This is a genomic window from Gluconobacter sp. DsW_056 (assembly GCF_002153595.1).
In the GTDB taxonomy this organism is placed as follows: Bacteria; Pseudomonadota; Alphaproteobacteria; order Acetobacterales; family Acetobacteraceae; genus Gluconobacter; species Gluconobacter albidus.
The window spans coordinates 101641-116639 of the sequence record NZ_JOPF01000004.1 but is presented as its reverse complement, the minus strand read 5'-3'; the positions used below and the strand labels follow the sequence as shown (position 1 = coordinate 116639).

The following is a 14999-nucleotide window of genomic DNA, read 5'->3' as shown; positions in this document are numbered from 1 at the left end:
TTGATCATGGATGGAAAAAATCTTGACGGAGAGGAGCCTCTGTCCGTCGTGCGTGGCTTTGTCGATAATATCGACAAAGCCACCATCGTAGGGTGGGCGTATAATGGTACGGATGAACCTGTACTTATTCGTCTTCTGTGTAATGGGATCGTTCTAGGCCTGGTTAAAGCCGATTTATATAGAGAGGACCTTAAGCAGTCTGGGATAGGCGATGGATATCATGCCTTTTGCTTTAATGTTTTAGGGGGGCTGCCGTCCGGACAACCAATCCAAATCGAAGCGCGAGAAGCGCGAGGTGGCGCTGAGTTGGAAGGGTCTCCTTGCATAATAGAACTTCCTGCTGAAGCAAGGGAGGTCACTGCATTAGCGGCCGTGCAGACGGAGAAACGTGCAGGGTTTCTGGATATCGTTGAACGACGTTATATCGCCGGTTGGGCTTGGGATGAAAGCAAACCAGAAAACTCTGTTGGTATACAGGTCATTGTTAATGATCGCATTTTAATAAATTCAATAGCAAACAGATACCGAGGCGATATAAAAGAGTGCGGAATTGGAACAGGAAACTACGGCTTTGTTATAGTTATTCCAGAAAATTTATCTCTTCGCGTAAGAAATATCGTTCGCGTCATTAGAGATGATGGGGCTGAGTTGGAGGGATCTCCAGCCATTATCGAATCAGTCTCAGTTTTCGATCCCGATATACTGTGGTTTATGCAGTTTGCCGCAAAAAACGTTGAGAATAACGAAGAACGAAAAAGAGTTTCGGAAATACTTTTGTCGACGCTGGATGTTTTGAAGACAACGGCCAACCAGGAGATGGCTGGGTATGTGAACCATTCTGTTGAGCGTCATCAGGCGTTGGTATCGGGCTCTGAAGGTGCCTGGGGCAATATTAAATCCCGATGCAAACGTGCACTTGTCATAGACAGCCGATTTCCAGATCCAAGTCGGGATGCTGGGTCGAATGCGATTGTATCGCACATTCGTGCACTTTCAGATATGGGATATGATGTCTTCTTTATTTCTTTAAACGAAAAAAAAGCCACCAGAGAACAGAAATTATTCTTGGAAAGAGATGGCATTCAAACTTTTGAGGCCCCCCTTTTTGATACTGTTGAATCTGTTTTGCGTCATCAGCGCGATAGTTTTTCCTTGGTTTATCTTCATCGTGTAGAAGTGGCACACGCCTATATTGGTCTTGCAAGGTATTTCCAAACTCATGCCCGTATCATTTTCAGTGTTGCTGATCTGTCTTATCTGAGGTTGGAACGTCAGGCGGCTGAGCTTGATGACATTGAGCTGAAAAATAAAGCGCGCCGTGTTCGAGTTCTGGAACGAATTTGTGCAATCCAAGCTGATGCTTTGATCACACATTCAACGGAAGAAATGCGTCTTTTAAAAGAACTAGCCCCAAGAACGCCTGTTTTTGTTGTTCCATGGGCAATTATGACGCCTCCTGTCATTCAACGACCTCACATGCGTAGCGGCTGTCTTTTCGTCGGCCATTACGGACATCATCCTAATGTGGATGCAGCGTTGTGGTTAATAGAAGAAATCATGCCCCTCGTTCACAAACAGCGCCCAGATATAATTTGCTATCTTGCTGGTTCTCACATGCCGGAGCATCTCCGCAAGGTATCGTGCCGTGGCGTAGAAATTCTTGGTTATGTTCAGGATTTGGATGAAGTCTTTGGAAAAGTAAGAATTGGAGTGGCACCCCTCCGCTTTGGAGCGGGGGTCAAAGGTAAAGTGCTTGAAATGTTGGGATGGGGGCTGCCTGTGGTCATGACGCCTATTGCATCCGAGGGTATTCCATTTCCGTTGGAATTGAGAGAACTTATTACAGATGGGGGAGCGGAAAATATTGCAGAGATGATTATTTCTATGCATGACAATGAAAATATTGATAATATATCTAGGAAAGGCGTTTCTTTCATTAGGGAAAATTATAGTATACTTTCAATAATAAAAGAGATGGAGAAGCTAGAGAAGGGGGTTTTAATTCAATAATTTATTTCAAATAAAATTTATAATTTAATATAATTATTGATAATTATCTCTATTTATTTTATAATTTATATTGCAGGAATGTATATTTTAATTTCTTTAATCTAATTTTTCTCTGTCTCAGAGAGGTTTTAGAACCAGTTACGTGTTCCGTATTTCTCCTGGATTAAAATATGAGCCACATGAACTCATCCAAGTGGTTTGGAGGCTCTGTATGGGGGTACATGGGCCTGTCCAACATCTAAGTTTGGAGTTTTTGGTAAATCAGTCGGGAGTACTTTCAAGAATACCAAACGCAACAGCATTATCCATTATGTTTTCGGCATTTTATTTTTTATGCCTGAAATTCGAGACGCATTTCCACGATTATCCAATTTGGGGGCCAGTTCATTAGGTGAAGATGTCGACATGTGCGGTGACACGCTGGATGAAGCAATCCGGGACGGACCGAGAGGGCGTAACCTTCAGTTTAACTGGAGGCAATCCAGGAACTGCAGAAGCTTCCGGGCTTTAAATAAGGAAATTGATCGGATCACGCAGACATGGGTTCTGCTTTCGGTCGACCCGAAAGCAGATGTTGAAGAGCCGCCAAACTGGGGGCGATATTCAACGTATAGAGCCTTCTGGGAAGCCGTTTTAAGGGCGTTCGTGACGAATGTCCAAGTACAGAAACATATGGATGCTTGATTTCGGTCCGTGAATGGGGTCAGCTACTGATCGGGCAAAATCCCAGAAAATAAAATAACCTGCGATGCCATAAAAAGCTGGCCAGCCGACCGCTCTGAAAACCTATAATGTGATTACTCCAGCAACCCTGGTCACGACGTTTCCTCCAATCCAGATATCATCGCCATCTTTCACTACGAAGACGCGCCCGGCTCTGTGTAATGTGGTGCCCTGAGTGGCCACATATTGTGCTGGCGCGACCCCGCTTTCGATCAGCCATTGGGCCATAGCGGCGTTCAGGCTTCCTGTCACAGGGTCTTCCCACCCTTGCCCGTCTCCGACAAAAGCCCTCACCTCAAACTGGACGTCTGCCCCATCGTGCAGATCGTCCCACGCCCCTACAACGCCCAAGTACTGCCCTCTTAGCTTCTGCCAGTCGGGCTGAATGGCCAGAATGTCCCGGCGGCTGCGTAAGCGAAGAGCCATCCATCCGGGGCCATTATCCGCCCATTGTGCATCGAGAATATCCCCAGGTAACAAACGTAAACCCGCAAGAGCATTCGCCAGGTCATTCTGTCCGACAGGACCAGTCCGACGCCTTGGTGGAGCAGCAAAGGATAATTGATCGGTCTGTCTGCGCACTGGAACAAGACCCGCACCGCATTCCTGCATGATCACATCAGATTTCGACACGCCTCCAAGAAACTGCCAGACAAATGCGCTTCCGAGTGTCGGATGACCGGCAAAAGGCAACTCGGTGTGTGGTGTGAATATCCGCACACGATAATCGGCATCGGGATGCGTTGGCTTGAGAAGAAAGGTCGTCTCGCTGAGATTGGTCCAGTTCGCGATCTGGGCCATCTGGCTATCGGATAATCCGTCCGCCCCTGCAATTACGGCGAGAGGATTGCCTCGAAAGGGCTCGGCGGAAAAAACGTCTACCTGTCGGAAAGGGAGATCCATTGTCAGGGTTCCTGCGTTCTTGGGCCGACCCATGGATCAATTGCGGCAGCCAGATGTGTCAGCGTCGGATTGTGAAAGGCCGCTACTGTTCGGTTAAAGGTTTCATGATGGCAGTCTGAGCGTATAATCAACTCCTGCGTCGGGATAGAAAGACCGTTCATCGCGCCGCAGGCTTTCAGTGCGGCTCTGTCGATCCTGACCAGCAGGCGGCTTGCTCTGGCGGGATCGCTCAGATCCTGACGAACATACGACACGGAGACCTGATCGGGACCCTCTTCGGCTTCCTGAGCTGAAGCAGGCTCATGAATGGCCATGAGCAGCAATAGTCCCGTGAAGATGACACAGAGCACTCCCAGCGCCTGCACTATCTCCGGGACTTGTGGAAAGATGCGGACTTCAGGTCGCAGGCGTGCGATGTCCATGGCTGATTGCGACATAGGATAGCCTTATTGTTATAGTACAATATAGACGAATCGATTCGATTGTTATAGATTGACAGCTCTCTCAAAGAGTTCAATCACTATATTGTCCTATTCCAATGATGTTGATGGAGCCCGCTATGTGGCAACCTGAACTACAATCCGGTCCCAAGCCGCTCTACGAGCGGCTGGTTCTGGCGATGGCGCAGGATATCAAAACGGGGCAGCTTGCTCCTGGCGCAAAGCTGCCACCCCAGCGTGATCTGGCATTTCGGCTGGGGGTCAGCGTTGGAAGCGTGACACGGGCCTATGCGGAAGCGGAACGACGAGGACTGTTGTCCGCTCATGTTGGACGCGGATCATTCGTACGGGGTGCATTGCCAGCCGTTCCGGATGTTCCCACCATTGAGCGTGGTTCTGTTACGGGACAAAGCAGAAGCGGCCTGATCGACCTACGGTGCAATACGCCCCCCCCTGTGCCTCTGATGGCGGAGTTGAATGCCGCTCTGGCCGCACTCATGGGGCGTAATGCGCTTGATCCTGCTGTGCATTATGTTCAGGGCGAGGGTCTGCCGCATGTCCGCGCAGCCGGCGCTCAATGGATCGCACGGCATTACGGGCTGGATTTCTCTGCTGGAAACCTGATTCAGTGTAACGGCGGTCAGCACGCTATTGCACTGGTTTTTTCATCATTCTGTGCTCCTGGCGATACCGTCCTGTGTGAATCATCAACGTTCTACGGTGCGCGTATGGCGGCGGCCCATCTGGGTCTGAAGCTGCGGGGGGTGCCGATGGATGATGAAGGGCTGTTGCCCGAAGCTGTTGACCGGGCGGCAGCGGAAACAGGGAGTCGCCTGCTTTTCACGCTGCCGACGCTTCATAACCCGACCACACGGACAATGTCAGAGCAGCGTCGACAGCAGATCGCGGCTGTTGCGAAAGCCCGCGACCTGCTGATTCTGGAAGACGATGCTTATTACGCGTACTCCCAGAAGCCGCGTCAGATCGTGTCTTACGCGCCGGAACGGACACTGTATCTTGCCAGCCTTTCCAAAGGAGTCTGCCCGGGGTTTCGTTTGGCTTTTCTGGCACTTCCACCTGACCTGCCGCGGGAACGACTCATGCAAGGTATCCGAGCCTTGGGGTACTGCCCGCCCGCACTGGGAGCGCTGGTATTCAGCCAGTGGGTCGCGGAAGGGCGGATCGATACCATCGGACAATCCATTCAGGCAGAAGCTGCCACCCGGTGGAACCAGTCACATACAGTACTGGGAGATCTCGTCGCGCGACCAGGAGCCATGTATTCGCCTCACGCTTGGATACCCATGTCGGCACTCGATGCGGAGAGGGTAACGGCACGCCTGTTTCGTGCAGGCGTAGAAATTACCCCTCCAGACACGTCTGGAGTTTCCCCTCAGGCTGATACCGGATTGCGCCTCTGTCTCGGCGCCTCGGTCAACAGAGGAGAGCTGGATCGCGCGCTTGCAATTATCAAGGAGGTTATTACCGGGCACGGAAGCGCTGACCGGGATGGAATTATTTGAGGTTTTTTGTAATGGAATGGATATAGATGTCTTAATGTGAATTGATGACTCAATGATATTAGCGAATCACCAGTTTAATACTATTTTTATGGATTACTTGACAATCTGACCCGATGTGCAGGTCTGGGCATTCATAGTGGCCGAACGAACCGGGTTTCCATGAAGCGATTGAAGCAAATTTCATATGGAGAAAATGTCTGAAATCAGCCACTTTGGATGGTGGGCGCGACAGGGATTGAACCTGTGACCCCTGCCGTGTGAAGGCAGTGCTCTACCGCTGAGCTACGCGCCCATCCGCTGGACGGGCTTCTAGCAAGGTGAGATTTTTCTGACAAGGTCTTTTTCGCGGGAAGCCGGATTGTTTGTTCGCTCCGGCTTCCCTTTTCGGGCGCTCAGAAGCCGAACATGTGGTCCAGTGAGAATGCTCCCTGCCCGTCTTCCAGTCCATGATAGCCGAAGAGGCGGCAGGTCAGGTCACGGATGAGGACATAGCCACCCTCCCCTGCACTATCGAGATTCGATGCTTCGAAGAGTTCGTGTGGACGCACCATGAAAGATCCGTTCGGAGCGATCCTGATCGTAGTCTGGGCCAACAATGAACCATTCGCTGCGTGAAGCAGGAGGACTGTTTCCGAAATGTCGGTGCCCTCAACGGAGGCTGGATGAATCAGGCAACAGCAGCTGCGCAGTGTGTTCAGAGCTGTTTTCTGGCCGAGTTTCAGGAACAGCCGGGTGGTCAGGCCCGGCGGTGGGCCTGAATAGGACTGTGGCTCCGAACGCCACGTCATGAGCGTATTGAAGATATGCGCCCCGAAGCTGGTTTCTGCGGCATGGTCGCTCTTGCGGTTCCGATATCGCATCAGGGCGTGCAGCCAGCCGTCCGCTTCACCCCCATCGCGGAAATCGTAGACCAGATCCGCATGACCCGCACGGTCCGTCAGATCATGCAGGGCCACGGCTGTGTCATGATTACGCGGCAGGTTTCCCAGAAAATGCGAACCGGTTTTTTTTCCGGATTCATCAAACAGGTCCAACCTGACGGGAAGGTTTTGAAGCGCTTCGGACATGGGGCTGGGTTGCAGGAAAGTCTCGAAGCGCTTTGGGTCGAGGATCGGGAACGGCAGCAGGAATCCCCGGCCCAGCGAAGGCGGAAACTGACGGATGGCGGGGTCAGGACGCAGATTGTCCCGCTCCACATTCAGATGGGCGATGCGGGTCCTGCCCCGCTGGGTGATTTCATAGCGCGGGCGGACCAGATGCCGCCCCGAGCGCAGTTCAAGCTGTGCGGGCCAGTGCAGCCCAGGAAAGAGCGCACCGACATCGACAGCCAGCGTCTCGAATGGCCCGACTGCATGGTCGATCAGACGTGCGGCCTCCTCCCCCATACGGTTGAAAGAAATTGCGCCCGCCGGGATTGTTGTCGCATGACTGTTCTGGATCCAGACGATCAGCGTCTCATCAGGTTCCGGGGCTGGAAGGGTCGCGTAACGCACGGAAGGCCAGGCATTGGCGTCATGCGTGACGGACAGGCTCGGATCGCCGTTCTTGCCCCAGCTATCAAGCGCGTATTTCACGACGTCATGCCCGCGCGCACCGAGAACGTGGATGAAAAGCTGTCCGGTAAATTCCGGCAGATCAAACCGCAGCCGCACTGCCGCGCTGTCGATCGTGATCCCCGCACCGGCTTCCGTCACCGGCTGCTCCCATTGTGCAAGAATGCTACCGCTTCCGTCATAGAGCCGCATCCAGTAGCGCAGGTTTTCGGCTGCATAGCTGGACCAATAATTTGCCGTCACTATTCTGCAGGAAAAGCGCTCCGTGTCGCGGAAAAAAGCAAAATTGGTGGCGAAATTCAGCTTGTCCAGATAAGGGCGCCCCTTGACCAGCATGTCATCCGGCAGGCGGGCTGATGCGAGGGTTTGAAGCTCCCGTCCGTTCAGGAGCCCCTTCAGGCGCGTCCGCATTTTTGCATCTTCAAACGACAGGGCGAGGATGACATCCGCTTCCGTCGTCGGAAGATCCACAAGCGCCCGCAGCGTCCCGCCAAAACCATCCGGCTTCCCGACCTGTTCCGTATCATGGACATAAACATGGGCCGGTTTCAGGCCGGGATAGAGGGCTGCCAGCGTACGTGCGGCGTCATCCGGGTCGTAGACAGCGAGTGTCCGGCCTGCGAATTCGGCTTCCATGCGGATGAGGGCTTCGGCGGCAAGCGGATGCGCCAGCGCCTTGTAAAGAATATTGCCACCCTGCGGACCAAAGGTGCGGATATCGAGCATACAGGGGGCCCTTTCAGAGCTTCAGACGTCGGCGCATTTCTCTCGCCACGAGGGGGGTATCGTCAAGCGGGGCCACATCCCACGGAGCCTGTTCGGGGTCGAACAGTTTCACGCGCCCGGCGTCTTCGAGGGTTTTCACAAAATGTGAGATCCGGCTTGAACGCCCGGGCAGCGGAAAAATCAAAACGGGGGCTGATGTCGCCACGGCCTCGGAAATCATGGAAACGCTGTCTGTCGTTACGGCAATCATGTCCGCACAGGCCAGCATGCCCATATAGGGGTTTTCGTCGCCGCTTCCTGTCAGGATGGCAATCCCGTGCGGCTCCAGCCGTTTGCGGAAAATAGCAACTGCAGCCGGATCGGTCCGGCGCGAGGGGGTCAGAACGGCCTGCATGGTGTTACGCCTTGTAAAGGCGATGATCCCTTCCGCTATCTGGTCTGCTTCAGCCGCGCCCAATGTGAAGCGGCCATTGGCGCCCCCGATCAGGACGGACAGAAGCGGACGTGTATCCCGCTTCAGCCGCCCTTCCCATTCGGGACGTGCCAGATCGAGCTTCTGCTGCGTTACGGGGTGAAGCGCATTGCGTGAGATCAAGACGTTCGGCCCAGTGATGCCATCATGGGTGTTGGCAATCACCAGATCGAACTTGCGGAGCGACATGCGCGGGTTCTGGATCTGAACGACGGGCAGTCCTTCGCGTCGGGCGACGGCCCGGCCAAGCACACCTCCCGTTCCCCCAATACAGATGATGAGGCATGTATCTTCGGGAATCCTGATCGGATCGACCCGCTTCAGGGGAAACGGCCAGTACCGTGCGGGAAAACTAGACCAGAACGGCTGGATGCGCACCGGTCGGAAATCCCACTCCAGACCCGCCTTTTCCGCCAGTCCTGCCCCTTGCGCGCGCATGCCGGCGAAGTCCTCCGCGATGATGATGGCTTTCATGACGGAACTCCGCAAAAAAGAAGGTGTTTCCCGAACTGCGAGAAATTTGGCAAGAAGCGCAGATGACAACGTCCCAGACGCCCCCTGCCTCCCCGAACCCAACGTCCACCGCCCCTGCTCCCGGATTTGAAGAGCTTGGGCTGATTGCGCCCCTGCTGGCAACTCTTGCCCAGGCCGGACACAAACGCCCGAGCCTGATCCAGGCGCAGGCCATCCCTCCTCTGTTGGAGGGAAAGGATGTTCTGGTTGGCTCCCAGACCGGTAGCGGTAAGACGGCGGCATTCGTGCTACCCATGCTTCAGAAGCTTGAGGAGGCCGTCCCGGCGCCGGGACCCCGCGCGCTCATTCTTGAACCCACGCGTGAACTCGCAGCCCAGACCGCTGCCGTGTGCCGTCAGCTCGGGCGCAGGCTTTCCCTGAAAACACGGGTTGTCTGCGGTGGAACATCGCGTGAGCAGCAGGTTCAGTCCGTCAGCGACGGCGTTGATATCGTTGTGGCGACGCATGGTCGTCTTCTGGATCTGGTCATGCAGGCCGACCTTGTTCTGGAACATCTGACCTATCTCGTTCTGGACGAAGCCGACCGCCTGCTGGACGAGGACTTCTCTGCCAGCATGACGGCCCTGACGCCCTATTTCCCGGATCACCCGCCTCAGACCGTCTTCTGTTCGGCCACGCTGCCTGAACCCGTGATGGATCTTGCCAAGCGGGTGACGCGCAATCCCGTTAGGGTGGAAATCGCGGCGGAGTCGTTCACGCCCAAAAATATCCGCCAGCGGGCGATCTTCGTGGAAAAGGACGACAAGCCCGAAACCGTGGCCCGTCTGCTGAAGCATTTCGAAGGGCGCAGCATTGTTTTCGCGCGGACGAAGAACACGGTGGACGCGCTCGCCAAAATCCTGCGGCGCCACAACCTGCGGATCGAAACCCTGCATGGCGATCGCACGCAGGGCGCCCGCAACAAGGCGCTCGACCTGTTCCGTCAGGGGCGCGTTCCCATTCTGGTGACGACAGACATTGCCTCGCGCGGTCTCGATATTCCGGATGTGGATCTCGTCATCAACATGGATATGCCCGAAACGCCGGAAGCCTATGTTCATCGTATCGGCCGGACAGCCCGCGCCGGACGCAAGGGCGTAGCGTTTTCGCTCATTAATATCGACGAACGGACTTTTCTGCGCGATGTGGAGAAACATATCGGCTATCGCGTAAGGATCGCGACGGAAGATTCGCTGGACCGTTAGGAACTGTCCCTACTGGCGAGAATGTTCCTCGCCAGATTTTCCCATTCCTGCGCATTGTCAACGCAGGGGCGTACGGGCGGAGGGGCTTCAAGGATCGCCTCCAGCGCCCGGGCAATCGCCGTCGGGTCCGGATCGCACAGGACTGCCTGCGGATCGCCGGAAAACTGCTCGACCAGACCACCCACACGCGTTGCGACCACATAGCGCCCGCTGGCAATCGCCATCGCGCCCACGCCACTCTGGGATGCCTCACGATAGGGCAGCACTACGATATCGGCCCATTCGACCAGCGCAGGTAAGGCGTCTTCCTCAACCCAGCGGTTCTCGACGCTGACGTTCTCAAGCCCCTCGAGCCTGCGGAGTTCGGGACTTGCAGGCCCATGCCCCACCACCCGGCACTCAAACCCCTGCCGGACGTGTGGCAAAGCTTCCGCCAGAAGGTCCAGCCCCTTGTATGGGAGAAGGCGCCCGAACATGAGAATGCGAGGTGTACCTTCATGCGCAAATGGCACTGTCCCCGTCCCGCCGATAAAGGGCGGATGTGTAAGCGACGTCACGGGACACTGCACGGCATGAGGCCCAGAGGTCAGTCCATCGGCAACATGGCGGCTGAAGGTAACGATCTGATCGGCATGGCGGATTAAGCGGCGCTGCAACAGCCCCTGCAAGGGGTAGCCGTCTCCCGGATGAGGCTGGGCATCGTGAACAATGACGACGATCCAGGCACCGGCTCTGTGAAGCACCTGCGTCATCAGCATATCCAGCGGTCCGGGCATGGCACAGATGGCAACATCCGGGCGGAAATCCCGCACGATCCGCGCAAGCTGCCTGCGAAGCCAGGGGGCGGTCAGAAGCCTTTTCAGCAGTCCACGGAGCGAACTATACGTCGCAACCTTGACCACGGCTTCGGGGGCATTCCGGCTGCGCAGGATTTCTGCCCGTTCTGACAGGCATAACAGAACATCCGTCCCCGGCAGTCTTTTGAAGCCATTCGCCAGATCAACTGCAATGCGTGGCCCGGCACCCCGCCGCCCCCACTGCCAGACCAGAATACGTTCGGCCAGAATACGTTTGGAACGTTTTCTCACGGCCGCACTCCAGCGGCCTGCGCCGCATCTCGCAATGTCGCACCGTTCAGGCGGGTCGCGACCCTGCGCCTGGCCTGCACCCCCAGACGGGCGCGCAGATCCGGATCATCGGCTGCCGTCCGAAGAGCATGGACGGCGGAATCCATGTCGGGCTGTGCCCATTGTGTGTCCGGCATCTCCCAGATCCCACGCGGATCACGGGCGGGAATGAGAGTGTATGCAACCGGCAGACCACAGGTTTCATCCAGAAACTCGGTTGTTGCAGACCAGTCCGTTGCAATCACGCAGCGCCCGAGTGCCATGGCCTCAGCCACCACAAGCCCGAAGCCCTCGCTGCGATGCAGGGACAGCACGATATCCGCACACTCCGTCAAAGCGAGCCTGTCGGCGCCATCGAACTGGCCCGTTTCGATACGGATATTGGAAGCCCCGCCGATTGCAGCGCGGATCGTCGCCAGATCCTCGGGATAATGCGCGGTATGGCCGATTTTCATAAGCAGCAGCCGGTCCGTACGGTCACCAAAGGCTTTCCTGAAGGCATGGATTGTCTCGATGGGGCTTTTGCGGACCATACTGGATGAAAGACTGAACGAAACAAGAACAATTACGCAGTCTTCCGGCAGTCCAAAAGACGTCCGGTTCCGCCCTGAAGATTTTCCCTCTGCAAGACCGACCGGGTGTTCCACGACCCGAACCGGCCGCCCCAGCGCGTGCAGGGCATCAGCGGTGAACTGCGAGGGCGCCCAGATTTCATGCACATGTCGCCGGGCCAGTCGCCATGTTTCCGGGACGACCGGCAGCTCCCACGCCCAGTATCCGATGATCCGGCGTCCCGTCCGTAGCGCGCGTGGCATGAAAAACTGCGCATAAGGCAGCATGGGGGCATTCACATGCATCACCAGCGGCGCTCCCGGGCCGGTCATGTCCCCTTCAAGAACACGACGGTCGATATCCCATGTCGCGCAGGCAATCCCCATCTCCCGCAGCGCCCGGACCATCAGTCTTGCCCCTTCTCCAAGTCCGGAACTACGGCTGAATTCGCCCGCAACGATGACCCCCTGTGCCGCAACCGGCTTGCCCCGCCTGACCGCAGGTACGGCCAGAGCAGTCGCCCAGACAAAAAAGCGCCGCCGGGCTTCCGCAGGAAAGCGTTGCCATACTTTGTGAAAAATGGAGAGAGACTGTTTCATCGTCCGTTCATGGGTCGTCTGTCCTTGGTCGTGAACGTGGGCAAGGAGCCGAAATCTCTGAAAAACCGGGCGGAAAACACAAAACAGTAACGCCGGACGGGCCCCGGAAAAATGTGACGTCTTTCCTTTGCGGAAGGAAAGAAAGGCGATGCTCTCTCTCTGGCGACCTGTGCCTAACGTGCTTACACTACAATCCATGACCGATCCATGTCCTACGCTCTGTGGTGCAGGTATGGCTTCGCCGGGCTGCCGGACGGAGAGCGCTCTTCGTCGTGTCAGTCTGTCTTGGAGTGGGCTGGCATGAGCTGCAAGGCGGGACAGCGTCACCATCCCATCCGGATACGTCAGCCCCGGCTGTCGGAAACGCTGCCCGGTTTCGGGCAGCCGTCACCTGTTTTTGCCGTGTCTCTTCCCCCGCCTGATCTTTCCATGTGGCGAATGCCGCCTGCAGGCATACCGGGAGTGTGGATTTTCGACTCGGGGCGTTCAGGTCCTGAAATTGTCATCACCGCCATGGTGCACGGCAATGAATATGCCGGTGGATGGGCGCTTGAAAATTTTCGGCGCCGAGGACTGTCCCTGACATCGGGGCGTCTGACGTTCATTCTGGCCAATCTGGAAGCTTTTGACCGGTTCGACATCAGAAATCCGGTTCTGGCTCGCCATGTCGATGAGGACCTGAACCGTCTGTGGCACAGCACACGTCTGAATGGCCGCGACCATTCCAGCGAGCTTGAACGGGCCCGTCAGCTTCAGCCCTATATCGCCCGTGCTGATCTGTTGCTCGATCTGCATTCCACGCTCTGGCCGTCCGAGCCTCTGTTCATCGCCTCTCCCCGCCAGCGTTCGGCAGAACTGGCCTGCGCTCTGGCTGCGGGCAGAAATCTGCCTCAGACAGTTCTGACGGATCTGGGGCATCAGGGCGGTTCACGCCTGATCGAACATGCCCATTTCATGTCGCCAGGCGGGACCGGACGAAGCTGTCTTCTGGAAGCGGGATCTCACTGGGAGCCTGGAACCGTCACGGTCATGGAAAGCGCCATTGAGCGTCTTCTGGCGCAGGCCGAGGCCATTCATCTGCGAGGACATGCGACGCAGGGAGCCTGCGAGCCCGAAATGGCCGTCGTGACCGACAACATCATTGCCCGGCACGCAGATTTCAGTTTCGTCAGGCCATGGGAGGGCGGGGTCACAATCCCCAAAGCGGGAACGCCCCTCGCCCATGATGGACATGACCTGATCTACACACCTTATGACGAGTGCCTGCTGATCATGCCCAATCTTCGTCCCCGGCGCGGACAGCTTGCGGTCCGTCTGGCCAGACGGACCGCAGCGCCGTTCAGATCTCAGGCCGAAGCGCGGTCGTAGATCGGGAAGCGACGGCACAGGGCCTTCACTTCCTCATGCACGCGCGCCGTGACGGCTTCGGAATTTTCTTCCTGAAGAGCCGCCGTCAGCACTTCGTCGATCATGCGGCCGACTTCGCGGAACTCGGCTTCGCCGAAACCACGTGCCGTCGCTGCCGGGCTGCCCAGACGGATGCCGGAGGTCACGAACGGCTTTTCCGGATCGAACGGGATGGCGTTCTTGTTCGCCGTAATGCCGGCACGTTCCAGAATGGCTTCGGCCAGCTTGCCCGTCACCTTCTTCGGGCGAAGGTCCACGAGGATCAGATGGCTGTCCGTGCCACCCGTAACAATATCGAAGCCACGGTTCTGAAGCTCGTCCGCCAGCGCACGCGCATTGGCAAGAACGCGCTTCTGATAGGCCTTGAACTCATCCGAAAGCGCTTCACCGAACGCGACGGCCTTGCCCGCGATCACATGCATGAGCGGACCGCCCTGCAGGCCCGGGAACACGGCGGAGTTCACTTTCTTCGCCAGATCGGGGTCGTTCGTCAGGATGATGCCGCCACGCGGGCCGCGCAGCGTCTTATGGGTCGTGGACGTCGTGATGTCCGCAACCGGAACCGGGTTCGGATACAGGCCAGCGGCGACCAGACCGGCAAAATGCGCCATGTCCACCATCAGATACGCCCCGACTTCATCGGCGATCTTCCGGAACCGGGCAAAGTCGATAACGCGCGGGTAAGCCGAGCTGCCAGCCACGATGATCTTCGGCTTGTGCTCGCGGGCCAGCGCTTCCATCTGGTCGTAATCAATCAGGCCGTCTTCGGCGCGCACACCATACTGTACGGAGTTGAACCACTTGCCCGAATAGTTCGGAGCCGCGCCATGCGTCAGATGTCCACCAGCCGCGAGGCTCAGGCCGAGAATCGTATCTCCCGGCTTGGCCAGCGCCATGAAGGCGGCCTGATTGGCATTGGCACCGGAATGCGGCTGCACGTTTGCGAACTCTGCGCCGAACATCTTCTTCAGACGCTCGATGGCGAGGTTTTCAACGCGGTCCACATCCACGCAGCCGCCATAATAGCGCTTGCCCGGAAGGCCTTCCGCATACTTGTTCGTCAGCACCGAACCCTGTGCTTCCATGACGGCGAAGGAGGCCATGTTTTCCGAAGCGATGAGCTCGATGCCGTCCTGCTGGCGCGTCAGCTCCTCGTTCAGGATGGTGGCAACTTCGGCATCAACCTCCTTGAGGGGGGCATGAAAGAAACGATTCAGCGTGGACTGGCTGGCGTGTTCCGACATCG

General features: G+C 56.5%; 11 protein-coding genes and 1 tRNA gene. 4 read left to right on the top strand and 8 right to left on the bottom strand.

Going from position 1 to position 14999, the window contains the following annotated elements; translation table 11 throughout:
• The first annotated feature begins 6 nt into the window (after window positions 1–6).
• Entirely contained in the window at window positions 7–2010 is a 2004-nt protein-coding gene (locus tag HK22_RS03630; protein ID WP_086648377.1) for a glycosyltransferase family 4 protein, read from the top strand.
• Between the two features lie 786 nt (window positions 2011–2796).
• On the opposite strand, the gene HK22_RS03620 is transcribed toward HK22_RS03630, so the two are convergent.
• Together HK22_RS03620 and HK22_RS03615 are read right to left on the bottom strand one after the other, a co-directional pair.
• On the bottom strand, window positions 2797–3636 hold the full coding sequence (locus HK22_RS03620) for a PhzF family phenazine biosynthesis protein (RefSeq protein WP_198945473.1): 840 nt from the start codon (window positions 3634–3636) through the stop codon (window positions 2797–2799).
• 2 nt (window positions 3637–3638) lie between these two features.
• Window positions 3639–4073, bottom strand: a complete 435-nt coding sequence (locus tag HK22_RS03615) for a UrcA family protein (RefSeq protein ID WP_086648375.1) — start codon at window positions 4071–4073, stop codon at window positions 3639–3641.
• Between the two features lie 122 nt (window positions 4074–4195).
• Here HK22_RS03615 and HK22_RS03610 point away from each other — a divergent pair, with 122 nt between their 5' ends.
• Window positions 4196–5599, top strand: a complete 1404-nt coding sequence (locus HK22_RS03610; RefSeq protein ID WP_233142371.1) for a PLP-dependent aminotransferase family protein — start codon at window positions 4196–4198, stop codon at window positions 5597–5599.
• A gap of 217 nt (window positions 5600–5816) precedes the next feature.
• On the opposite strand, the gene HK22_RS03605 is transcribed toward HK22_RS03610, so the two are convergent.
• The 3 genes from HK22_RS03605 to HK22_RS03595 form a co-directional block, all read right to left on the bottom strand.
• Window positions 5817–5891: transfer RNA gene (locus tag HK22_RS03605), tRNA-Val, on the bottom strand.
• A 100-nt stretch (window positions 5892–5991) separates the two neighbouring features.
• Window positions 5992–7878, bottom strand: coding sequence for a hypothetical protein (locus HK22_RS03600; RefSeq protein WP_086648374.1), 1887 nt, complete (start codon window positions 7876–7878; stop codon window positions 5992–5994).
• Window positions 7879–7891: 13 nt separating this feature from the next.
• On the bottom strand, window positions 7892–8824 hold the full coding sequence (locus HK22_RS03595; protein ID WP_086648373.1) for a mitochondrial fission ELM1 family protein: 933 nt from the start codon (window positions 8822–8824) through the stop codon (window positions 7892–7894).
• A gap of 62 nt (window positions 8825–8886) precedes the next feature.
• Here HK22_RS03595 and HK22_RS03590 point away from each other — a divergent pair, with 62 nt between their 5' ends.
• Window positions 8887–10068, top strand: a complete 1182-nt coding sequence (locus HK22_RS03590; protein WP_086648372.1) for a DEAD/DEAH box helicase — start codon at window positions 8887–8889, stop codon at window positions 10066–10068.
• Here the strand turns inward: HK22_RS03590 and HK22_RS03585 are convergent.
• Both HK22_RS03585 and HK22_RS03580 read right to left on the bottom strand, forming a co-directional pair.
• Window positions 10065–11156: a glycosyltransferase family 4 protein gene (locus HK22_RS03585; protein WP_233142369.1), complete on the bottom strand. Its 1092-nt coding sequence runs from the start codon at window positions 11154–11156 to the stop codon at window positions 10065–10067. The two genes, HK22_RS03590 and HK22_RS03585, sit on opposite strands and share 4 nt — an antisense overlap.
• A complete protein-coding gene (locus tag HK22_RS03580; protein ID WP_086648371.1) occupies window positions 11153–12346 on the bottom strand; it encodes a glycosyltransferase family 4 protein in 1194 nt (397 codons plus the stop codon). Before HK22_RS03580 ends, HK22_RS03585 begins: the two co-directional genes overlap by 4 nt.
• Window positions 12347–12646: 300 nt before the next feature.
• Here HK22_RS03580 and HK22_RS03575 point away from each other — a divergent pair, with 300 nt between their 5' ends.
• Window positions 12647–13714, top strand: coding sequence for a succinylglutamate desuccinylase/aspartoacylase family protein (locus HK22_RS03575; RefSeq protein ID WP_086648370.1), 1068 nt, complete (start codon window positions 12647–12649; stop codon window positions 13712–13714).
• Here HK22_RS03575 and glyA read toward each other — a convergent pair.
• On the bottom strand, window positions 13693–14997 hold the full coding sequence (glyA, locus tag HK22_RS03570) for a serine hydroxymethyltransferase (RefSeq protein ID WP_086648369.1): 1305 nt from the start codon (window positions 14995–14997) through the stop codon (window positions 13693–13695). The two genes, HK22_RS03575 and glyA, sit on opposite strands and share 22 nt — an antisense overlap.
• Window positions 14998–14999 lie beyond the last annotated feature (2 nt).